Raw genomic sequence first — 22,576 nt, forward strand, 5'->3', positions numbered from 1 at the left:
TGGCGCTCGTCACACCACCCGGTCGAACTGCAGCGATTGCTTGATCGTCGCCCAATGCGCCGCTTCGGCATCCCCCAGCTTGTCGGCCTTGACGTAGCTCAGGGCGAGCATCTTGCGGGTGCCCGGCAGTACCAGCGCGAGCTGGTACTGGAAGACCTTCTCCGCGCCCTTGCTGAACTGGCTGCGCAGCTCGATGCCGTCCACCGACTGATCGGCCCCCAGGCGGACGGCCTGGCCCGGCTGGTAGCGCAGTTCCTGGACCTGCTGTTCCAGGCGCTTGAGCTGGGCGTCGAAGTTGCTTTGCAGGGTTTCGCCCTCGGCCAGCTGGCTGCGGCTGACGATCAGCGAAGTGCCCAGCTCCGGGAACTTGAGGATATTGATCGAGGCATCGAGCAGTTCGCTCTCGGGCAGGGCGAACTGGAATTCATTGAGGCGGTAGGTCATGGTTCGCGGATCTCGTTATTTGGGCTTGGGGAACATCGCCTCGACGCTGGCGTCGATGCTGCCTTTGACGCCTTGGCCTTCGGGTGACGCGCCGGGGCCGCCGCCGTTGTTCAGGTGCAGGGTGCCGCCGGTGTTGAACTCGGCATCGCCCGAGGCATGGAAGCTGATCTGCACGCCGCTGAGGTTGATCTGGCCGCTGGCATTCAACTCCAGCACGCTTTCACCGCAGACCAGGCGCAGGTTTTCGCCGACCTCGATGACGTAGCTCTGGCTGATGCTGTCGGTCTTCTTGCGGCCAACCACCAGGATGTCGTCGTCCTTGACCGCGCGCAGGCGCACCGAACCGATGGTCACCGTCTCGTCGTGGCCGATGCTTTTGTTACGGTCGTGGCCCACCGAGTGACTCTCGTCAACCTCGACCACGATGTCCTGGTTGCGCTCGGCATGGATGTACAGCTGCTCGGCGCCTTTCTTGTCTTCCATGCGGATTTCGTTGAAGTTGGCCGGCGTGCCGCCCTTGCTCGACCGGCTTTTCATACCACTCTGGGTGGCATTCGCGGGCAGGTCGTAGGGCACCGTCTGTTCGGCGTTGTAGACCCGGCCGGTGATGATCGGCCGGTCGGGGTCGCCTTCGAGGAAGCTGACGATGACTTCCTGGCCGATCCGCGGAATCTGCATCGAACCCCAGTTCTTGCCGGCCCAGGCCTGCGACACGCGAATCCAGCAGGAGCTGTTTTCGTTGGACTGGTCGTGGCGGTCCCAGTGGAAGTGCACCTTGACCCGGCCGAATTGGTCGGTCCAGATTTCCTCGCCGGCCGGGCCCACCACCACGGCGGTCTGCGGCCCTTTGACGGTGGGCCGCGCGGTGTTCGCCAACGGGCGGAAGCTCTGTTGCGCGTCGATGCAACTCAGGCTGCTTTCGAACTGCGCGCCGGCCCCCGTCGCGCCGGATTCCAGGCTTTCCTGGGCGATGTAGTAACGCGCGCCGACGATCAGGTATTCGCGGTTCTGGTCCTGGCGACCGAAGCCGGTGAGGCTGAATAGATGCCCCGAGCCCAGGCCACGGGCGTTGCCGTTGAGCTCGACGCGTTCATGCAGGCTCTGGATCGCTTCGATACGGGTACGTGCGTAATGCTCGCCGTCCTGGCTCTGCACGTAGGTGCCGGGGTAGTCGTACAGCGGATAGTCGCCGGCGGTGTGCGGCCGTGGCATGGCCGAACGCACGTCGATCCGCGCGCTGGGGCGCTGGAAGTCGTAGTCGTTGAGCTCCAGGGAGCCGGGCTGGACTTCCTGGGCCAGGTGCCAGCCGTTGAGGTGGTCGCGCTCGCGATGCTGGCCGTCCGGCGGGTAGTAGGGCAGCGACTCGTAGCCCGGGGCGCTGTGATGGGCGCCGTAGGCGTCGGCCAGGACCAGCACGTGGCGGTCCTTTTCATGGCGGAAGTAGTAGTAGATGCCTTCCTGTTCCATCAGCCGGCTGACAAAGTCGAAACTGCTTTCGCGGTACTGGACGCAGTATTCCCATTCGCGATAGGGCTGGCTGAGGGCGTCTTCGAAGTCGGAGAAACCGAGGTCGCGGAACACCTGCTTGATGATCTGCGGGATGCTCTGGTGCTGGAAGATCCGGCAGTCGGAGGTGCGGGTCAGCAGCCAGAGCCAGGGCCGCAGGGTGACTGAGTAGCTGGCGAACTGGCCCTGGCTGACGTTCTGGCTGCAACGCGCGACGATGCCGTGGAAGTAGCGCAGGCCGCCCTGGACCTGCAACGACAGGCTCATGGGCTTGCCCAGCAACTGGTTGAGGTCCAGGGCGCCGTCGTTGGAGGTCAGGTGCAGTTCGTAGTCGAACAGCCGCCCCAGCTCCTCGCCGCCGCCGAAATCCTTGAGCAGCAGGACATCCGGCCCGAGAGGGCTGTTGATCTGGGCCAGGCGGGTGGCTTGGGTGAATAGCATGGGTTATCTCTGGGTATTGTGGTGTTCGGGCGGGCCTCTTCGCCGCACCGCCGCGAAGGCGTCGACTCAGGCGCCCGCGTCGCTGAACTGGTAATGCAATTCGTTATCCCGTTCACTGATCCGCACCCCCGCCAGCGCCTTGCCCTCGAGCATGCGCGTGAGGAATTCGCGGCTCATGTCCGGCAGCAGGCTGTTGGTCAGGATGGTGTCGATCATCCGGCCGCCGCTTTCGGTCTCGGTGCAGCGCGAAACGATCAGGTCGACTACCGCGTCGTCGAAATCGAAGGCCACTTTGTGGGTGCTTTCCACGCGCTTCTTGATCCGCCCCAGCTGCAGGCGGGTGATCGCCTTGAGCATGGTGTCGCTCAGCGGGTAGTACGGAATGGTCACCAATCGCCCCAGCAACGCCGGCGGGAAAATCTCCAGCAACGGCTGGCGCAGGGCCTTGGCGATCTCCTCCGGGTCCGGCACGTTGTCGGCGTCCTTGCACAGGTGCGAGATCAGTTCAGTGCCGGCATTGGTGGTCAGCAGGATCAGGGTGTTCTTGAAGTCGATCACCCGGCCTTCGCCGTCCTCCATCACGCCTTTGTCGAAGACCTGGAAGAAAATTTCGTGCACGTCCGGGTGGGCTTTTTCCACCTCATCCAGCAACACCACGCTGTAAGGCTTGCGCCGCACCGCTTCAGTCAGCACGCCACCTTCACCGTAACCGACGTAGCCGGGCGGGGCACCCTTGAGGGTGGAGACGGTATGGGCTTCCTGGAACTCGCTCATATTGATGGTGATGACGTTCTGTTCGCCGCCGTACATGGCTTCCGCCAGGGCCAGGGCGGTTTCGGTCTTGCCCACGCCCGAGGTGCCGGCAAGCATGAACACGCCGATCGGCTTGCTCGGGTTGTCGAGGCCGGCGCGGGAGGTCTGGATGCGCTTGGCGATCATCCGCAGGGCATGGTCCTGGCCGATGATGCGCTTCTGCAGGTGCTGGTCGAGGTTGAGCACGGTCTCCAGTTCGTTGCGGGCCATGCGGCCCACCGGAATGCCGGTCCAGTCGGCGACCACCGAGGCCACCGCCTGGTAGTCCACGGTCGGCAGGATCAAGGGGCTTTCACCTTGCAGGGCGCTGAGGCGCTGTTGCAGGTCGACCAGTTTTTCCCGCAGGGCATGGCTTTGTTCGGTGCTGATCTCGCTGTCGACCACGCCGGCGCTTTCACGCAGTTCGGCGCGGGTGGCGAGCAGTTCGTCGACCAGGGCCTTTTCGTCGGCCCAGCGCACTTCCAGCTTGGCCAGGCGCTCGCGCTCGGCGCCCAGCAGGTTCTCGCTGTTGCTGCGGCGCACGGCGGTATCGACGCCGATGGCATGCTCGCGGGCAATGATCTGCAACTCGGTTTCCAGTGCTTCGATACGCCGACGGCTGTCGTCGACTTCGGCGGGGACCGCATGCAGGCTGATGGCAACCCGGGCGCAGGCAGTGTCCAGCAGGCTGACGGACTTGTCCGGCAACTGGCGCGCCGGGATATAGCGATGCGACAGCTTCACCGAAGCTTCCAGCGCTTCATCGAGGATCTGCACCTGGTGGTGTTTTTCCATGGTCGAGGCGACGCCGCGCATCATCAGCAGGGCCTTGTCTTCCGACGGCTCGGCGACCTGTACCACCTGGAAACGGCGGGTCAGGGCCGGGTCTTTCTCGATGTGCTTCTTGTACTCGGCCCAGGTGGTCGCGGCCACGGTGCGCAAGGTGCCGCGCGCCAGCGCCGGTTTCAGCAGGTTGGCCGCGTCCCCGGTACCGGCGGCGCCACCGGCACCGACCAGGGTGTGGGCTTCGTCGATAAACAGGATGATCGGCTTGGGCGAGGCCTGGACGTCTTCGATGACCTGGCGCAGGCGCTGCTCGAACTCGCCCTTCATGCTTGCGCCGGCTTGCAGCAGGCCGACGTCGAGACTGCGCAGTTCCACATCTTTCAATGCAGGCGGCACGTCACCGGCAACGATGCGCAGGGCGAAGCCTTCGACCACGGCGGTCTTGCCGACGCCGGCCTCGCCAGTAAGGATCGGGTTGTTCTGACGGCGGCGCATCAGGATATCCACCAGTTGGCGGATCTCTTCATCGCGACCGACGATAGGGTCGAGCTTGCCGCTGCGGGCCTGTTCGGTCAGGTCCACGGTGAAACGCTTGAGCGCTTCCTGCTTGCCCATGGCGCTGGGGGCCATGGCGCCGCTGGCTTCGCCCGGCACCGCTCCGGCCGTGAAGCCGTCGCTGGCACCGAGGTTATTTTCCGGTGAGTCGCCGACGTATTCGTCGAAGCGATCGCTCAGGGCCTCGACCTTGATCTTGTCGAATTCCGACGACAGCGCCAGCAGGGCATGGCGCAGGCTCGGGGTCTTGAGGATGCCGAGTATCAGGTAGCCGGTGCGTACCTGGCTTTCGCCGAACATCAGGCTGCCGTAGACCCAGCCGCGTTCCACGGCTTCTTCGACGTGGGACGACAGGTCGGTGATCGAGGTCGAGCCGCGCGGCAGGCGGTCCAGCGCATCGGTCAGGTCGCGGGCCAGGCGCGCCGGTTCGAGATTGAACTGGCGGATCAGGCGGTGCAGGTCGGAGTCCTGCAGTTGCAGCAACTGGTGCAGCCAGTGGCTCAGTTCCACATAGGGGTTGCCCCGCAGCTTGCAGAACACCGTGGCGGCTTCGATGGCCTTGTAGGCGACGCTGTTGAGTTTGCCGAATAACGCGGCGCGGCTGATTTCACCCATGGTCCGGGCTCCTTGAATGGTGGGCCGAGGTGGCCTGATCGGCGTAATGCCGGGCCAGGATCAGGTCCTTGGCATCTTCTTGGGGTTGGCCGAGCCAGGTATTGAAACCCAGGCGGAACTGGCCGTTGAGTTGCAGCTTGGGCACTTGCGGCTGTTCCAGGACCAGGTTCAGGTCCCAGTCCAGCTCGTGCCCCAGGTATTCGGCGACCCAGGCCACCAGGTGGCGGAAGGGTTCACCGTCGGGCAGCAGGCCCATGTAGTCGGCCAGCTTGAGCGGGCCGACGCGGATGCGGAATTTGTGCTGGCGGTCCCAGACATGCCGGCCCAGGCAGAAGTCGATGCCCAGCTGGTGCGCGCTGACGCCGACGCGGCTGCGCTCGGGCAGGTACAGCCATTGGCCGACGTATTCCTCGATCTGCACCGGTAGCCCGAAATACTCTTGCAGGATGGCGCGCAGGCCATCCGGGTAGCGGGTCTGGGCGGCGAGATGGCCGCTGAAGTGCAGCTTGGCGGTGTCCGGGATCAGCCCCTGTTTCAGCAGGCTGGGCATGCCCCGGCCACTCAGGGCGGCCAGGCGCGCGGACCAGTAGTCGTCGTCCGGGCGGTCATGGCTGACGGTCGGCCGTGCTTCGGCCCAGGCCCGGTAGAACAGGCTCAGCAGGCGATGGTGGAAGATATCGAGGAAACGCTTGCTGGTGCTGTCGGCATTGTTGCGCTGGCGTTCGCGCATGTACTCGGTCAGGTGCAACGGCAACGGGCCGTTGGGCCCGCCGAGGCCGAAGAAGAACTGTTCGAGCCGCGCCGGGGTGGTGTCGCTGGCCGGTGTCATGGACGCCAGGGTGGCCGGGGCGAAGGCGCAATCGAGCTGCTGGCCGAGGCGCAACGGGTCGTCGGCCAGGCGCTGGGAGTGGCCGAAGCGCGGCAACTGCGGCGATTCGCACTCGATACGCCGCAATGCCTGGAAGAAATCGTATTCCCAGGGTTCGGCCTGCATCGCCGTGAGCGTGCTCACAGGGTCGGACGGCGTCCGGGCTTGGCTTTCCATCGCATGATCTCGCCGCGTTCGGTGGTACGGATCACCGTCTCGGTAAAACTGTTGATCGACACGTAGCGTGCCAGGAAGCGTTCGAACACCGCGCCGAGGAGGAACACCCCGGTGCCGCGAAACGCGTTTTCATCGAATTCCAGGGTGATCTCCAGGCCCCGGCCGAAGACGATCGGCCCGGGCATCGGCAGGCGCCGGGTGCAGGGCTTGCTGCTGACTTCGCGCAGGCCCTCGATCTGCAATTGCAGGGCGGCGTCGTTGCTCTCGCCATACAGGCGCAGCAGTTCGCGCAGGGCGGCGGCACCCTGGCCGGCTTCGCTCAATGACAGGTAGTTCAGCGACAGCTGGCTGATCAGGCGCCAGGCCTGGTTGTCATGGGCATGGCTGGCCTTTGGGCGACTGGGCCCGGCCAGGCAGCGGATCGCCGAGACCGGCGCGCTGTCGGCCAGGGTGAAGTCGCTCTTGCCGCCGCCGACGTTCATGAACAGCGGCAGGTCGCGGTTGGTGCACAGGGCGCTGACGCCCAGCTGGCGCAGGTCGTGGCCGTAGGGCGCCTGGCGATTGTCCACCAGGCTGATGAAGGTTTCACTGCCGACGTAGGTCGAGCGGGTGCCTTTGCGCCGTTGTTCGCTGGACAGCACCCGCGGTTCGCGGCGCAGGGTGTAGTAGGCCTGGTCACGACCATAGCGGGACGGATCGCGCACGGCATAGAACGGCAGGAACGGTTGGTCGGCCCCGGTGCCGTGGCCGGTAACGGCGGTCAGCGAGTGGATCTCGAAGTCCATGGGCCGGGTGCGGTCGGCGATCACATGGTGTTCGTTGACCCGCTCGGACAGATGGATACGGTCCACCCGGCGCGGGAACAGGTTGATCGCCGGGGTGCAGAAGGGGACGAATTGTGCGGCGCCGACGCTGCTTTCCAGGCTCGGGTCGAAGCGCTCGAAGAGCACGATCAGCTCCAGCTCCTGGCCGGCGCAGCGTTTGACCGCGCGGCCCAGTTCGGCGAACTCGACGAACAGGTAGCGCTGGGGCAGGGCGAAGTATTCCTGCAGTAGCCGATAGCCCTGGAATGCCTGGGCCACCACCGGCATCGCCGCTTCGCGGTCGTCGAAGCCGCAGGCGCGCAGGGCGTCGGCGGGCAGGCGTTCGACCCAGTCGCCGCCCGGGGCACGGGCGAACACCGCGCAGGCATTGCCCAGCAGTTGCTCGTAGAGGCGAAACGGTTGCTCGTCTGCACCATTGAGGTATAGCGGCAAGCTGTCCAGGTCGAGCTGATTGAACGGCAGCTCGGCGCCGGTACGCAGGGTCAGGCGCAGGCCGGCCTTGGCTTTCGGCTCGCTGGCGGCCAGGCGCCCGAGCACTGCCGATGGATTGCCGAAATACTCGGCCTGGCTGACCTGCAACGGCCACAGCGTCACCGCATGGGCCGTGCGGTATTCGCAGGAAGTCTGGGTGTCCTTGCCCAGGGTGGCGCGCAATACGCTGTCGCGGGGCAGGGTGAAACCGCCGGCCAGGGAGCCTTCGTCGGGGTCGGTCTGCAATTGCACCACGGTCATCGACGGTGTCGGTGCCAGGTAATGCGGGTAGGCGATTTCCAGCAGGTTGTGGGTGAAGGTCGGATACTCGGCGTTGAGCTTGAGCTGGACCCGCGCGGTGAGGTAGGCGAAGCCTTCCAGCAGGCGCTCGACGTAGGGGTCGGCGCAGTCGAGCCCGGACAGCGTCAGGCGTCCGGCGATCTTCGGGTACTCCTTGGCGAACTCGGCGGCGCTTTCGCGCACGTGTTGCAGTTCCTGGTTGTACAGGTCGAGCAGGCGCGGGTTCATGAACGTCTCCGTTGCTCGGCGGGCACCACCCGGACATGGCCGGATTCCAGGTCGAGGTCGGTGCGCAGCAGCAGCGGTAATGAGGCCGGCAATGCCCAGAGATCGCCTTCGATCTCGAAGCTCAGGGCGTTGTGGTTCATCTCGCCGTGGGCGACCTGGGCGCGGACCCGCAGCGTATGGCTGAGGATGCGCGGCTCGAAGGTGCTGATGGCGGTGTGGATCAGGCCTTCGAGTGCGACCACATCGATGCTCGACGCGCTGTTGCCCGCCAGCGCCGGCAGGCCGTAGTTGATCACCGAAGTGCCGGCCGGGGTGTGCAGGGTGGCGTCGGCATCGAGCAGGCTGGTGCTGTTGAGCAGCCAGGTCAGGTCACGCAGCACCGACGCCTTGAGTTGGCTCAGGGATAGCACGCGCTTGTCGCTGCCCTCCTGGAGATTGCCCGGCTCGTCGTCGGTCAGCCGGTCGAGCAGCGACGGTTGCAGGCGTTCGCGCAGGGTGAGGTCGCTCGACACGGTGCTCATCGCGCGACGTCACAGGGGCTGGACACTGCGCGGCGGCGGCGCCACTGAACGGGAAACGAAGGCTTGGCCATGCTCGGACACCGGGAATGAATCGAATTCGGGGTAACGCCAGATGCCCCCGACGCCGAGCGCCGGGGGCAGGTGGATCAGCGCTTGGTGTTCGAGCGGATGTTCCAGCCGAACTTGACCGGACCGCCTTGCTTGGAACCGTCGGCTTTCTGCTCCTGATACTCGACCATGACCTGGGCGAAGTTCAGGGTGACGTTTTCGGTCAGGCGATCATCGCTGCCCGAACCGCCGGTGCTCAGGGAAGTGACCAGCACTTCTTCCAGGTCGATCTTCATGTACTCGACCTGGCTTTCGCCACCGGCCTTGCGCACCACCAGGGTGACCTTGTCGATGTGCTTGCCGCTGGCGCAATGCATCATCAGGTTCGGCGAGGCCTTGTCGACGTACTTGGTCAGCGACAGGTCCTGGATATTGACCTTGCCGGCGCCGCCGCCACCGCCCATGTGCATGTTGCCGGACTGGGACATGCCCCAGCTCCAGTTGAGGACATCGATTTCCTCTTTGTGCGCCTTGTCCTGGGACTCGCCCTTGATGTCGCCGATCTTGATGAAGATATCAACAGCCATGTTTTCTCCAGTGTGGTCTTCACCACGATGTTGTTAGCCAGGACCCGCCTCGGTTGGCGGCGGGTTCGCTGTTGTGACGGATGGCGCGGTCCTTTGTAGGAGCCGAGCTTGCTCGCGATCGGCCGCGAAGCGGTCGTAAATCCTGAGTCCCCGGTCTTTCAGGAAGACCGTGTCCGCTGGTTTTGCGAGTGCTGCGCACTCGATCGCGAGCAAGCTCGGCTCCTACAAGGAATGGCGTTGCCCGCCAGGGTTGGGGGTTACGCCCCTTTCGCCGACGGCAGTTTCGAGACCAGGCGCAACGACACCGTCAGGCCTTCGAGCTGGTAGTGCGGACGCAGGAAGAACTTGGAGGTGTAGTAACCCGGGTTGCCCTCGACGTCCTCGACCACCACTTCTGCCGCCGCCAGTGGGTGCTGGGCCTTGGTGGTTTCGGTGGAATGGGCCGGATCGCCGTCGACGTAGTTGAGGATCCAGTCCTGCAACCAGCGCTGCATCTCGTCCTTCTCTTTGAACGAGCCGATCTTGTCGCGCACGATGCACTTGAGGTAATGGGCAAAGCGGCAGGTGGCGAACAGGTATGGCAGGCGCGCGGCCAGGTTGGCGTTGGCGGTGGCGTCCGGGTCGTCGTATTCGGCCGGTTTCTGCAGCGACTGGGCGCCGATGAATGCGGCGAAGTCGGTGTTCTTCTTGTGCAGCAGCGGCATGAAGCCGTTCTTCGCCAGCTCGGCTTCGCGCCGGTCGGAAATCGCGATTTCGGTCGGGCACTTCATGTCCACGCCGCCGTCATCGGTGGGGAAGGTGTGGGCCGGCAGGTTCTGCACTTCGCCGCCGGATTCGACGCCGCGAATCCGCGAGCACCAGCCGTAGTGCTTGAACGAACGGTTGATGTTCGCCGCCATGGCATAGGCCGCATTGGCCCAGGTGTACTTGGCGCTGTCAGCGCCGTCGGTGTCTTCTTCGAAGGCGAAGGCTTCCACCGGGTCGGTCTTGGCGCCATAGGGCAGGCGCGCCAGGAAGCGCGGCATGGTCAGGCCGATGTAGCGCGAGTCTTCCGATTCACGTAGCGAGCGCCAGCCGGCGTATTCCGGGGTGGTGAAGATCTTGGTCAGGTCGCGCGGATTCGACAGCTCCTGCCACGAGCCCATGCCCATCACGGTCGGCGAGGCGGCGGCAATGAACGGCGCGTGCATCGCCGCGCAGACCTTGGACAGCTCGCCGAGCAGCTCGACATCCGGCGGAGACTGGTCGAAGTAGTAGTCGCCCACCAGGCAGCCGTAGGGCTCGCCGCCGAACTGACCGTATTCCTCTTCGTACATCTTCTTGAAGATCGGGCTCTGGTCCCAGGCCGTGCCCTTGAATTTCTTCAGGGTCTTGTGCAGTTCCGGCTTGGCGATGTTCAGCACGCGGATCTTCAGTTGCTCGTCGCTTTCGGTGTTGTTGACCAGGTAGTGCAGACCGCGCCAGGCGCTTTCCAGCTGCTGGAACTCAGGGTGATGGATCACCTGGTTGACCTGTGCGGTGAGCTTGGCGTCGATGGCGGCGATGATCGATTCGATGGACTTGATGGCGTCGTTGGACACCAGGTCGGTCTGCGCCAGGGCCTGCTCGGCCAGGGTGCGCACGGCGCCCTCGACGGCTTCGCGGGCACGCTCGGTCTTGGGTTTGAATTCCTGCATCAGCAGGTTGGCGAATTCGCTGGGCTCGGTGGTGGTGCCGGGCAACGCCTGATTGTCTTGCTGCAACTGGGTCATGATCGTTCGTCCTGATTAAGCGCTGGGCTCGGAGTCCTGGGGCTTTGGCGCACTCGCCAGGGCCTGGAGCAACGCCGGATCCTTGATGGCCTTCATGATGATTTCTTCGGCGCCGGTCTTGCCGTCCATGTAGGTCAGCAGGTTGGCCAGCTGGGTACGGGCTTCGAGCAGCTTGTTCAGGGCGTCGACCTTGCGCGCGACGTTGGCCGGGCTGAAGTCCTCGAGGCTCTCGAAGGTGATGTCCAGGCTCAGGTTGCCTTCGCCGGTCAGCTCGTTCGGCACGTGGAACGCCACCCGTGGCTGCATGGCCTTGAGGCGCGAGTCGAAGTTGTCGACGTCGATTTCCAGGAACTTGCGGTCGGCGACCGCCGGCAGGGGCTCGGCGGGCTTGCCGGCGAGGTCGGCCATCACGCCCATGACGAAGGGCAACTGGACCTTTTTCTCGGCGCCGTAGAGCTCTACGTCGTACTCGATCTGGACCCGTGGCGCGCGGTTGCGCGCAATGAATTTCTGAGAGCTGGTGTTCGCCACGTTGGTGCTCCTGGTCGCTCAAGCGACGGTGTTGGCGTTATCGGTGGTTGCCGTTAACTAAGCGGCGCGGTCCCGGCGGGCTTATTCGCCCTCGGGACCGCGCAGGTTTTCAAATTGGGACAGACCGTCGGGAATCAGGTTGCGCACAATGGTCGCGAAGTCGGCGTGGACCAGGTTTTTCGCCCGGTTCAACAGCACCGGCAGCGGGCTGGAGGGCTCATGGCGGGCGTAGTAGTTCAGCAGCCGCTCGAGGCTGCGCAGGACGTCGTCGCGGTTGCCGATTTCGCCCGGCGGCGTGCTACGCGTGACAATCGGGGCGGCGCTATCGCTGCCGTGCAAGGCGGGCTCGGACTCATATTCGGCCGCGCTCGGTTCGCCGGTGTCGGTGCCGGGCGCGTATTCGCCGAGGATCTGCAAGGCCAGCTTGAGCGGTTGGCGCAGGGCGCCGAGGTCGACGCCCTCGGCCGAGCCGACCTGGTCGCTGACGAAACGCTCGATGGCATCGACGGCGCTGCGGGCTTCGGTCAGCGCGGCGCGTACGGCGGCCAGTTGCACGGCGTCGCTGTCGCGCAGGGCGCCGGACAGCCCGTCGGCATTCAGGCTTTCGTCGGCGAAGCCTTGCAGGCCGCTGGCATTCAGCGCGGCGCGCAGGGTCACGGTGCCGAAGGCCCGGGAGCGGGTCAGCACACTTTCGCGCAACAGGCGGATATTGGTCTCGCAGGCCAGCCCCGAGAGCGCGTTGATCCGCACCGTGGGGTCGTTGTCGTCATCGGCGTCGAGCAGCGGATAGAGTTCGCCCCAGTACTGCTGGAGCATCTCGCTGACCAGCGTCAGGGCGTTGGCGAGCCCCGGCAGGCCGTCGAGGGCCAGTGCGCTTTGCACGAGAAAATGGGTGATGCGCAGGTCTTTGCTGCGTTGCAGGAGCGCCGTGCTCGACTGCTCGATGGCGCGCCATGCCGGAGGTTCGGCCGCTTGCACCGAGTCGCCCATGATGCGCTCGGGTTTGCCTTGGGCATCACGCTCCAATTGCAAGAATTGCGCGTCATATTCCAGATCCTCGCCACAAGGCGAGTTCGCTGAAACAGCGGCGAGCAACAACGGCACATCCACCAAATTCGATCTCCTTATCGGCCTGCTGGATAGTCAGGCATTTGTTCCGAAAGTTCCTTCGGAAAACTCTCATATTTCTTGCGGGTATATACGCAGTGATATCATTGAGCTATCACTTGTAAACAAGAAGTTGTGCATTTTTGGTGTAGTAGTTATAGCTTGTCAAGGTAAGCTAGCGGCCCTTTGTTACCGTTGTGACACACTCGTCAAGGCTGTCGACCGCTGGGTCAGGGTGTGTGCGTTTTTCATAATTTTGTAGGTAGAATTCGCTAGAGTCGGCGAACTGGCTGAAATAGATAGGCTTTTTAGCGGATTTTGGTGGCCATGGCGGGGCCCGGTGCAAGGTGTTTGTGCCGGGTGGCTTGTGCGTGGATGTACTGCAAGGAGGCGCAATGTCGCTGTGTTTGACTATCACTAGTTATCACAAGATCACCCCTGGTCAATGTCCGGAGAAATCCATGGATACCGGGATGATGGCAATTGGCCGTAGTTCCGAGAATGACTGGGTTCTGCCTGATCCGGAGCGGTTGGTTTCTTCGAAACATTGCGTTATTCAATACAAGGACGGCCGTTACTATCTGACCGATAACAGTACCAATGGCGTGGAGTTAGTTCAGGCCGGTATTCGTTTGCGCAGAGGTAACAGCGAGCCGTTGCAGGACGGCGAAATCATCCGCATCGGTGAGTACGAGATCCGTGTGCGTATCGATTTCAACCTGCAATTGGCCCATGAGAGCCTGTCGGGGGGCGATTCGTCGAACAGTTTCGAAGCGCTGATGGGGCGGGCGGCGGCCGTGCCGGTCGCGTCGCCGGTGCCGGTGAGTACCCCGGCCGCGCATTTCCAGGGTGGTTCGGCGCTGGACACGCTGCCTGACCTGTTTGATTTCCTGGCCCCGGCGAGCGTACCTCCCGCGACCCAGTCGGACCATGTGCCGGCGCAGCAGCATGACTTTCGCCCACCGACGCCGGTGACCAGTCCGGCCCCCGTGGCAGCGCCGAAAGCGCCGGGCGCCGGGGTGATTCCCGAAGACTGGGACCTGCTTGGCGATACGCCCAAGGTGTCGCTCGGCGCGCCGATTGCCGCGCCTGTTCCGGTGGCGCTGGCCGAGGTTATCGTCGAGCCGGCAGCCACGCCGACACCGATTCCCATGCCTGCGCCGACAGTGGCGCCAGTTAGCCAGCCGGTCCCCGTGGCGGTGTCCAACGGCGCGCCCCAAACCGATCTGCTGCAAGCCTTCCTGCGCGGCGCCGGCCTTGACCAGCTGCGTATCGACACCGCCCAGGTGGAGGCGCAGATGGAAGCGATCGGCCGCAGCTACCGGCTGATGGTCGAGGGCTTGATCGATGTGCTGCGGGCCCGCAGCAGTCTCAAGGGCGAGTTCCGCATGCAGCAGACGCTGATCCGTCCGGTGGAAAACAACCCGTTGAAATTCGCCCCGAACGCCGATGAAGCGCTGCTCCTGTTGTTGCGCCACGGCAACCAGGCGTTCATGGCGCCGGACCAGGCGGTCAGCGACAGTTTCGACGACCTGCGGGCGCACCAGATGGCGGTGATGGCCGGGGTGGAGGCGGCGATCAAGCACCTGCTCAAGCGTTTCGAACCGTCGGAACTGGAGACCCGCATGGGCAAGCCCGGCGGTTTGTCGAACCTGTTCAGCGGTTCGCGCCAGGCCCAGTACTGGCAGCAGTTCACTGAGCTGTACACGAATATTTCCCGTGAGGCCGAAGAGGATTTCCAGGATTTGTTTGGGCGGGAGTTCAGTCGGGCTTACGAGGAGCACAGTGCGCGGTTGCGCAAGGGATAAGGCATTGAGAACGCCATGGACCTGTAGGAGCAGGGCTGGTCGGGACGCCGCATCGCCGCGAAGAGGCCAGTACAGGCACCACAGTTCTGAAGGTTGGTTGCAAAACAGGATTTAACGGAAAGCTCATAACGTCATTGAGGACGCAGGATGATTCACCGAGTTTTACTGGCCGCAGCCTTCACGCTGCTGCTCGGCGCATGTGCCAAGGACGCGGCTGCCCCAGCGCCCGTCGACGCCCCCGTGGCCGATAGCGCCACCGCTTCCCTGCATTTCCACGCCATTGGCGGGCTCAACCCCGGTGCCGACGGCGTGCCCGCTCCCGTGCGCGTGCGTATCTTCGAGTTGAAGAACAGCGCCAATTTCAACCGCGCCGACTACTTCGCCCTGGCCGACCGCGCCCAGGCGACCCTCGGTGCCGACCTGATCGACCAGGACGAAGTGCTGGTCCAGCCCGGCGAGCAACTGGACATCGAGCGAGCACTCAACCCGGCGACCCGCCAGGTCGGCCTGGTGGTCGGCTACCGCGAAATCGACCAGGCCCTCTGGCGCACGTTGCTGACTATCGCGCCCAAGCAGCTCAACGACTATCAGATCAGCCTCGATGTGCGCGCCGTGCGCAGTGCCATCGTCGTGACCCCAACCCGCATCGCCCCTTAGGCAAACGGAGAAGCCATGTCCTGGAACAATCGAGTGGTCTGGTCGGAAGGCATGTTCATCGGAACGCAGCACTTCCAGCAGCATGACCGTTATCTGGAAAACCTGATCGACGCGCGCAGCCGACCGTTGGCCGTCGGTGCCTGGGGTTTTTCCGAGCTGCTGATCGACCAGGGCCTGCTGGCCCAGGGCAAGCTGGCTATCGTCTCGGCCCGTGGCCTGCTGCCGGACGGCACGCCATTCAACATCCCACACGATGACCTGGCGCCAAGTCCGCTGAGCATCGATGCAAACCTGCGCGACGGCCTGGTCTACCTGGCCTTGCCGCTCAAGCGCGCGGGCTCGCGGGACACTGTCGACGAAGGTGAGGAACTGGGTGGTGCGCGCTATCTGAGCCAGGTCCGCGAAGTCCGCGACGACAATGCACCGTTCGAGAACCGCGCGCCGGTGGCATTGGGGTCGCGGGCCTTGCGCCTGTTGACCGCCGAGGACGGCCTGGGCGATTACGCGGCCATCGGGCTGGTGCGGGTCAAGGAGAAGCGCGCCGACCGCGCCCTGGTCCTCGACGACGGCTATGTGCCGCCGGTGCTCGATGTGGCGGCGAGCAAACCGCTGACGGCGTTTCGCAGCGAACTGCTGGGCCTGTTGCACCAGCGTGGCGAAGCCCTCGCCGGGAGGGTGGTGGCCTCGGGCGCCGGCGGTGCCTCGGAGATTGCCGATTTCATGCTGTTGCAGCTGGTCAATCGCGCCCAGCCATTGATCAGCCACCTGAACCAGATCAGCCCCTTGCACCCGGAGCGTTTGTACAGCGAGCTGGTAAGCCTGGCCGGCGAGTTTTCCACCTTCTCCAGCAGCGCCCGGCGCCCGGCCGCGTTCCCGGTCTATCAACACGATGACCTGGCGCTGAGCTTCGCGCCGGTCATGCAGGCCCTGCGCGAAGCCCTGTCGATGCTGATCGACAGCAAGGCGACACCGATTCCGATTGTCGAGAAAGCCTACGGTATCCACGTGGCGATGCTGGCGGACCGTAGTCTGATCGACAGCGCCAGCTTCATCCTCGTGGTCCGTGCCGATATCCCCAGCGAAACCCTGCGCGGGCGCTTCGCCCAGCAAAGCAAGGTCGGCTCGGTGGAGCACATCCGCGACCTGGTCAACCTGCAACTGCCGGGCATCGGCCTGCTGCCGCTGCCGGTGGCGCCACGGCAGATTCCGTTCCATGCCGGCTCCACCTACTACGAACTCGACCGCGGCAGCGAGCACTGGAAGCAACTGGTGAATTCCGGCGGTTTCGCCTTCCATGTCGCTGGCGATTTCCCCGGCTTGAACCTGGCCTTCTGGGCAATCCGAGGATAAGCCGCGATGAATGCCAATGATGATCCGTCGGGCCAGTCGTTGCCCGCCAATGACCGCACCCAGTTCATGCCGCGCCCCGGCGGTCGGGGGCCGGAAGCGGCTCGCGCCGAGCCGGTGGCACCGTTGTCGATGCCGGCTGCGCCGCTGCCGATCGGTCAGTCCCAGGGCCTGAATCCCCTGGAGAGCGCCGCCGGCCCCTTGCTCGCCTTGCTCACGCGCCTGCGCAACACCATTGCCCATCCGGCGCCGGCCAGCCTGCGGGCGCAATTGCTGGCCTACCTGCGCCAGTTCGAAGAGCGCGCCGAAGGCGCCGGGGTGGCGCGCAACGATGTGTTGCTGGCGCGCTACGCGCTGTGCACCGCCCTCGATGAGGCGGTGCTGAGCACGCCGTGGGGCAGTGCCGGCGACTGGGGCAAGCAAAGCCTGCTGATCACCGTGCACAACGAAGCCTGGGGCGGCGAGAAGGTTTTCCAGTTGCTCGACCATTGCCTGCAAAGTCCGCGCGAACGCCTGTACCTGCTGGAGCTGTTGTACCTGTGCATCTGCCTCGGATTCGAAGGCCGCTACCGGGTGATGATCGATGGTCGCAGCCAACTCGATGCCCTGCGCGAGCGCACCAGCGCGGCAATCCGTAGTGCCCGTGGCGACTATGAGCGCGAGCTGTCGCCGCATTGGCGGGGCCTGGCGGTGGTGCGTGATCGCCTGAGCCAGTTCATGCCGCCCTGGGTCGGTATCGCCATCGGCCTGGCGCTGTTGCTGGTGTTGTTGTTCGGCTTGCGCTTGAAGCTGGCCGCCGACGCCGAGCCGGTGTTTCGCAATATCCATGCCCTGGGCGAGATCCCGGTGCAGACCATCGACCGTCCGGTCATCCAGCCCAAGGTGGTGGAGCGGCCGCGCCTGGCCGGTTTCCTCGCCGAGGACATCAAGGCCGGCAAGGTTGCGGTGGAAGACAAGGTCGACCGCTCGGTGGTGACCATTCGTGGCGACGAACTCTTCGCCTCGGCCAGCTCCAGCATTGTCGATGACTACCAACCGCTGATGCTGCGCATCGCCGATGCCATTCGCAAAGTGAAAGGCCAGGTGCGGATCACCGGGCACAGCGACAACCGGCCCATCGCGACCCTGCGCTTCCCGTCCAACTGGGCACTGTCCCAGGCCCGGGCCGAGCAGGTGCTGCAGATCCTCGCGGCGAAGACCGGCACGCCTGCACGCTTCAGTGCCGAAGGGCGCAGCGACACCGAGCCGCTGGCCTCGAACGCCACGGCCGAGGGCCGGGCGAAGAATCGTCGGGTGGAAATCACAGTCTTGGCGGAGGGAGTCGAGTGAAGGCGTTTTTCGGTTTTGTCGTTCGCTGGGTGATCCCGCTGCTGGGGCTGATCGCCCTGAGCCTGATCATCTGGTTCGTCGGTCCGCTGCTGGAAGTGCTGGTGCCGGAAGGTCGGCGCTGGACGCTGATCATCCTGATCTTCGCGGTATGGATCGGCTACCGCGTATTCCGCCTGATCCAGGCCCGGCGCCAGGCCGCCAAGGTCATGCAGAGCCTGGCCGCGGAAACCCCGCCGGACCCCGCCAGTGTCGCCACCGCCGAAGAACTGGCGACCCTGCGCCAGCGCATGGCCGAGGCCCTGGCGTTGCTCAAGAAAGCCAAGCTCGGTGGTGACGAGCGCCGTAACCTCTACGAGCTGCCGTGGTACGTGATCATCGGCCCGCCGGGCTCGGGCAAGACTACCGCGCTGGTCAACTCCGGGCTGCATTTCCCCCTGGCCGCGCAGTTCGGCGCCGGGGCGATTCGGGGTGTCGGCGGTACGCGTAACTGCGACTGGTGGTTCACCGACGAAGCCGTGCTGCTGGACACCGCCGGCCGCTACACCACCCAGGACAGTCATGCCCAGGTGGACAAGGCGGCCTGGCTGGGCTTCCTCGACCTGCTCAAGACCCAGCGCTCGCGGCGGCCGATCGACGGCGCCTTTATCGCCATCAGCCTGTCGGACCTGCTGCTCAGTAGCGATGCCGAACGGGCCGCCCATGCCACGGCGATCCGTGCGCGGATCCAGGAGCTGTACACCCAGCTCGGCGTGCGCTTCCCGATCTACCTGATGCTGACCAAGCTCGATCTGGTGCCGGGGTTCATGGAGTTCTTCGACGCCCTGAGCAAGGAAGAGCGGGCCCAGGTCTGGGGCATGACCTTCGACCTCGACGACGGCAAGCACGCCGCCGGTCCGCTGGCGCGTTTTCAGGAAGAGTTCAGCGGGCTCGAGCAGCGCCTCAACGCGCGGCTGGTGGAGCGTCTGCAACAGGAGCGCGACCCGGCGCGGCGCGACCTGATCTACGGTTTTCCGCAGCAGTTCGGCGCGTTGAAGACCTGCCTGCAGGATTTCCTCGACGGCGTGTTCAAACCCAATGCCTATGAGGATCGCGCCTTGCTGCGCGGTGTGTACTTCACCAGCGGCACCCAGGAAGGCAGCCCGATCGACCGCCTGATCGGCGCCATGGCCCAGAGCATGAACCTCGACCGCCAGCAGTTGGCGCGCCAGAGCGGCAGCGGGCGCAGCTACTTTATCGAGAAGCTGTTCACCGCCGTGGCCTTCGCCGAGCGTGGCCTGGTGGGGGTCAACCCCAAGGTCGAACAACGGCGTAAATGGCTGGCGCGCGCGGTCTTGGCGACCACGGTCGCGGTGGTGCTGGTGGTGGGGACGCTGTGGTGGGTGAGTTTCCGTGCCAACGAAGCGTATATCGCCCAGGTCGACCAGAAGGTCGCGCCCCTCGGCCAGAGTGTGCAGGACCTCAGCCCGGCACAACGTGACGTGCTGGCGGTGTTGCCGTTGCTCAATGCGGTCAAGCACCTGGCCGGCGATGCGCCGGGCTGGGCCGAAGGCCTGGGCCTGTACCAGGGCGACATGCTCGAAGCCGAGTCCGCCAGCGTCTATCGCAAATTGCTGATCGCGGTGTTCGCCCCGCGCCTGCTGACCCGTGTCGAAGAACAACTGCACAGCGGCGGCAATTCGGACTTCCTCTACGAAGGCCTGAAAGCCTATCTGATGCTGGCCGACAACGAGCATTACGACCCGCAGTTCATCAAGGCCTGGATCGCCCTCGACTGGGACCGCAGCTTGCCGCGGGATCTGCCGCCGGAGCAGCGCGCGGCCCTCGGCGAGCATCTGCAAGCGCTGTTCGAACGCCGGCCACCGAATGCCCGGCTGGACGAACGACTGATCGACGACCTGCGCCGCCAACTGCAACAACTGCCGGTGGCGCAGCGGGTCTATGACCGGGTCAAACGGCAGAAACTGCCGGATGGCGTGGCGGATTTCCGCCTGAACGAAGCCGCCGGGCGTGATGCGGCACTGGTGTTCAGTCGCAAGAGCGGCAAGCCCCTGGGCGATCCGTTGAGCGGCTTCTTTACCGTCAAGGGCTATCGGCAGGCCTTCCTGCTGACCAGCCTGAACCAGGCCAATACCCTTGCCGAAGAGCAATGGGTGCTGGGTCGCGACGCGGCCGAACAGCAGAACGTCGCCAGCCTGGCGGCGGATGTGCGACGCCTGTATTTCCAGGACTACCTGCGCCAGTGGGATGCCTTGCTCGCCGATATCGACTTCGTGCCCATCACCAGCGTGGCCCAGGCCGCCGATGTGCTGCGGGTGATTTCCGGGCCGACCTCGCCGCTGAAGAAGCTGCTGCTGGCGGTGGCCAAGGAAACCGATCTGCAACAGGAAGAACGCCAGTTGGCGGCCCAGGGCAAGCCGGTCGCGGGCAATGTCGACCAGCTCAAGCAACGCCTCGGTTCCCTGCTCGGCCAGGAACAGGCGGCGGGCAACAGCGCGCCGGTGGAAACGCAGGACCCGGTCAGCGCGCACTTCGCCGAGCTCAATGCGCTGGTCAACAAGGGCGAAGGCGAGCCGGCGGCCATCGACGCCTTGCTGGCGGACCTGAATGCGCTCTATGTGCAGGTCAGCGCCATGTCCGGCGCCAGCGGCGATGCCCTGCTCGGCGAGGCGAAGAACCAGGCCTCGGCCGCCGCCACGCGAGTCAGCCTGAATGCCGAACGTCAGCCGCCGCTGGTCCAGGGGCTGGTCAAGTCGGTGGTCAGCTCGACCACCAACAGCATGATGGGCGGGGTACGCAACCAACTGAACGCGGCCTGGACCAGCGAAGTGGTCAATGTCTACCGGCAATCCCTCAGCGGCCGTTATCCGTTGGCGCCGGGCAGTGCCCGGGATGCGACGCTGGAGGACTTCGGCCTGTTCTTCGGGGTCGGCGGGGTGATGGACAATTACTTCCGCAAGTACCTGCAACCCTATGTCGACACCTCGGCGACCCCTTGGCGCTGGCAGCCGGGGGCGGCGCAGAAGCTCGGGATTGCCCCTGGCGTATTGCAGACCTTCCAGCGCGCCGCGGCGATTCGCGACGCGTTCTTCCGCTCGGGCGGTACCCAGCCGACCGTGCGTTTCGAACTCAAGCCGGTGGCGATGGATGCGTCCATCACCCAGTTCCAGCTTGAACTCGACGGCCAGCAGGTCGGTTATGACCACGGCCCGAGTCGGCCGGTGGCGATGCAATGGCCGAACCCGGGTAGCGTCGGCGTGGTCCGCTTGTCCATCTCGCCGCCGTCGGCCAGCGGCCGCTCGGCGATCACCCTGGACGGCCCCTGGGCCTGGTTCCGCCTGCTGGAGCAATCGGACCTGGTGGCCGGCAACGCGCCGGATCGTTTCAACCTGCGGTTGCGGGTGGATGGCGCGAGCATCTCCTACGAGCTGCGCGCCAGCAGTGCCTTCAATCCCTTCAAGAGCCGCGTGCTCAATGGCTTCAGCCTGCCGGAGCGGTTATGACGACGCTGGGTTTCTACGGCAAGCTGGCCAGCCGCGGCGACTTCGTCAGCCGCGGCCTGCCGCAGAGTTTTATCCAGCCCTGGGATGCCTGGCTGGCTTCGGGGTTGCTCGCCAGCCAGCAGCAACTGGGGGCTGACTGGCTGAACGTCTACCTGGTCAGCCCGCTCTGGCGTTTCGTGCTGGCGCCGAACGTTTGCGGGCCGGATGCCGTGGCCGGAGTGTTGATGCCGAGCATCGACCGGGTCGGGCGCTACTTTCCGTTGACCGTGGCCCAGCCCCTCGATCCCGGCCACGCCCTGGCGGCGGTGGTCGGTGGAACGGACGCCTGGTTCGAGCAGGTCGAAGGCCTGTTGCTGGCGACCCTGGAAGAGGGCGCCGGTTTCGAAGCGTTCGATCAGGGTGTCGAGAACTTGGGTGGTTTGCCGTTTACCAACAAGGCGCCTTCCAGCGACTTCGCCGGGTTGCAGCGCCTGGCCGCGCTGGATGCGCCTAGCCGCGCCAGCGCCCTGGCCGAGCAGGCCTGTGTCGGTAGCAGTCTTTGGTGGGGGCGAGGTTCGCAGCGCATCGAGGCGGGTTTGATGCGCTGCGCCGGCCTGCCGGCCAGCGTCGATTTCGGCAGTTTCCTTCTGGGCAAGGGGGCATCGATCTAGATGGCTCACGCACCTGCAATCACTTACCAGTCGGCCAGCTACAGCCATGTCGGCATGGTCCGCCAGATCAATGAGGATGCTTTCCTGGAACTGCCCGGCGCCGGGCTCTGGGTGGTGGCCGACGGCATGGGTGGGCACGCGGCGGGGGACTACGTCAGCAGCCTGATCGTCGACACCCTGCGCCGCGTGCCGCCTTCGGACGCCCTGGCGGTCTACACCGCGGCGTTGCGTACGCGGCTGGCCGAGGTCAATGCCGCCGTGCGCGAGGAAACCGCCAACCGTGGCGTGGCGATGATGGGCAGCACCGTGGTGCTGTTGGCGGTACGCGGGACCGAGGGCGTCTGCCTGTGGGCCGGCGATAGTCGCCTGTATCGCCTGCGCGACGGCCAGTTGGAGAGTGTTTCCCGCGATCACAGCTACGTCCAGGACCTGCAGGACAGCGGCCTGCTCAGCGAGGCCGAGGCACGGGTGCACCCCCGGGCGAATATCGTCACCCGGGCGATTGGCGTGGAAGCACAACTGGAGCTGTCGATGGTCGCGTTCCCGGTGCTGCCCGGGGATACCTATCTGTTATGCAGCGACGGCCTGAACAAGACCGCCGAAGACGCCGAGATCCGCGACGTGCTGGTGCATGCCGACCCCTACGACGTGGTCCGCAGCCTGGTGCACCTGGGCCTGACCCGGGGCGCTCCCGACAACATCACGGCGATAGTCGTCAAAGCCACCTGAAGAC

General features: G+C 65.0%; 17 protein-coding genes. 7 read left to right on the forward strand and 10 right to left on the reverse strand.

The features are described 5' to 3' along the window. Window positions 1–9: 9 nt before the first annotated feature. The 10 genes from M5B96_RS22030 to tssA all read right to left on the reverse strand — a co-directional run bounded on the left by M5B96_RS22030 (window position 10) and on the right by tssA (window position 12,555). Entirely contained in the window at window positions 10–444 is a 435-nt protein-coding gene (locus M5B96_RS22030; protein ID WP_100939801.1) for a DcrB-related protein, read from the reverse strand. 15 nt (window positions 445–459) lie between these two features. Next, window positions 460–2,391, reverse strand: coding sequence for a type VI secretion system tip protein VgrG (locus M5B96_RS22035; protein WP_248799122.1), 1,932 nt, complete (start codon window positions 2,389–2,391; stop codon window positions 460–462). A 66-nt stretch (window positions 2,392–2,457) separates the two neighbouring features. Further along, complete coding sequence (gene tssH / locus M5B96_RS22040) at window positions 2,458–5,139, reverse strand: type VI secretion system ATPase TssH (protein WP_248799123.1); 2,682 nt, start codon at window positions 5,137–5,139, stop codon at window positions 2,458–2,460. After that, window positions 5,132–6,184 carry a type VI secretion system baseplate subunit TssG gene (gene tssG, locus M5B96_RS22045; protein WP_248799124.1) on the reverse strand — a complete coding sequence of 351 codons (1,053 nt, stop codon included), beginning with the start codon at window positions 6,182–6,184 and terminating at the stop codon, window positions 5,132–5,134. Before tssG ends, tssH begins: the two co-directional genes overlap by 8 nt. After that, the gene (tssF, locus tag M5B96_RS22050; RefSeq protein WP_248799125.1) at window positions 6,148–8,007 is read right to left on the reverse strand and encodes a type VI secretion system baseplate subunit TssF; all 1,860 of its coding nucleotides are present in this window, start codon (window positions 8,005–8,007) and stop codon (window positions 6,148–6,150) included. Before tssF ends, tssG begins: the two co-directional genes overlap by 37 nt. Continuing rightward, window positions 8,004–8,528, reverse strand: a complete 525-nt coding sequence (gene tssE, locus M5B96_RS22055) for a type VI secretion system baseplate subunit TssE (RefSeq protein WP_263859653.1) — start codon at window positions 8,526–8,528, stop codon at window positions 8,004–8,006. The genes tssF and tssE overlap by 4 nt, the downstream gene beginning before the upstream one ends. 146 nt (window positions 8,529–8,674) lie before the next feature. Continuing rightward, window positions 8,675–9,163: an Hcp family type VI secretion system effector gene (locus M5B96_RS22060; protein ID WP_177094000.1), complete on the reverse strand. Its 489-nt coding sequence runs from the start codon at window positions 9,161–9,163 to the stop codon at window positions 8,675–8,677. Between the two features lie 257 nt (window positions 9,164–9,420). Beyond that, on the reverse strand, window positions 9,421–10,914 hold the full coding sequence (gene tssC / locus M5B96_RS22065; protein ID WP_103495521.1) for a type VI secretion system contractile sheath large subunit: 1,494 nt from the start codon (window positions 10,912–10,914) through the stop codon (window positions 9,421–9,423). 15 nt (window positions 10,915–10,929) lie between these two features. Beyond that, window positions 10,930–11,445 (reverse strand): type VI secretion system contractile sheath small subunit, encoded by a 516-nt coding sequence (tssB, locus tag M5B96_RS22070; RefSeq protein ID WP_103495520.1) that lies wholly within the window; start codon window positions 11,443–11,445, stop codon window positions 10,930–10,932. A gap of 81 nt (window positions 11,446–11,526) precedes the next feature. Next, window positions 11,527–12,555, reverse strand: a complete 1,029-nt coding sequence (gene tssA / locus M5B96_RS22075; protein WP_248799126.1) for a type VI secretion system protein TssA — start codon at window positions 12,553–12,555, stop codon at window positions 11,527–11,529. A 392-nt stretch (window positions 12,556–12,947) separates the two neighbouring features. Here tssA and tagH point away from each other — a divergent pair, with 392 nt between their 5' ends. The 7 genes from tagH (at window position 12,948) to M5B96_RS22110 (ending at window position 22,572) form a co-directional block, all read left to right on the forward strand. After that, window positions 12,948–14,360: a type VI secretion system-associated FHA domain protein TagH gene (gene tagH, locus M5B96_RS22080; protein ID WP_248799127.1), complete on the forward strand. Its 1,413-nt coding sequence runs from the start codon at window positions 12,948–12,950 to the stop codon at window positions 14,358–14,360. Window positions 14,361–14,507: 147 nt separating this feature from the next. Further along, the gene (gene tssJ / locus M5B96_RS22085; protein ID WP_248799128.1) at window positions 14,508–15,017 is read left to right on the forward strand and encodes a type VI secretion system lipoprotein TssJ; all 510 of its coding nucleotides are present in this window, start codon (window positions 14,508–14,510) and stop codon (window positions 15,015–15,017) included. A 15-nt stretch (window positions 15,018–15,032) separates the two neighbouring features. Then, the gene (tssK, locus tag M5B96_RS22090) at window positions 15,033–16,367 is read left to right on the forward strand and encodes a type VI secretion system baseplate subunit TssK (protein ID WP_248799129.1); all 1,335 of its coding nucleotides are present in this window, start codon (window positions 15,033–15,035) and stop codon (window positions 16,365–16,367) included. 6 nt (window positions 16,368–16,373) lie between these two features. Further along, complete coding sequence (locus M5B96_RS22095) at window positions 16,374–17,693, forward strand: DotU family type VI secretion system protein (RefSeq protein ID WP_248799130.1); 1,320 nt, start codon at window positions 16,374–16,376, stop codon at window positions 17,691–17,693. Next, complete coding sequence (gene tssM / locus M5B96_RS22100; protein WP_248799131.1) at window positions 17,690–21,193, forward strand: type VI secretion system membrane subunit TssM; 3,504 nt, start codon at window positions 17,690–17,692, stop codon at window positions 21,191–21,193. The genes M5B96_RS22095 and tssM overlap by 4 nt, the downstream gene beginning before the upstream one ends. Continuing rightward, window positions 21,190–21,843 (forward strand): type VI secretion system-associated protein TagF, encoded by a 654-nt coding sequence (tagF, locus tag M5B96_RS22105; RefSeq protein WP_248799132.1) that lies wholly within the window; start codon window positions 21,190–21,192, stop codon window positions 21,841–21,843. Before tssM ends, tagF begins: the two co-directional genes overlap by 4 nt. Next, on the forward strand, window positions 21,844–22,572 hold the full coding sequence (locus M5B96_RS22110) for a PP2C family protein-serine/threonine phosphatase (protein WP_248799133.1): 729 nt from the start codon (window positions 21,844–21,846) through the stop codon (window positions 22,570–22,572). Window positions 22,573–22,576 lie beyond the last annotated feature (4 nt).

The organism is Pseudomonas sp. MWU13-2105, assembly GCF_023242315.1.
Lineage (GTDB): Bacteria > Pseudomonadota > Gammaproteobacteria > Pseudomonadales > Pseudomonadaceae > Aquipseudomonas.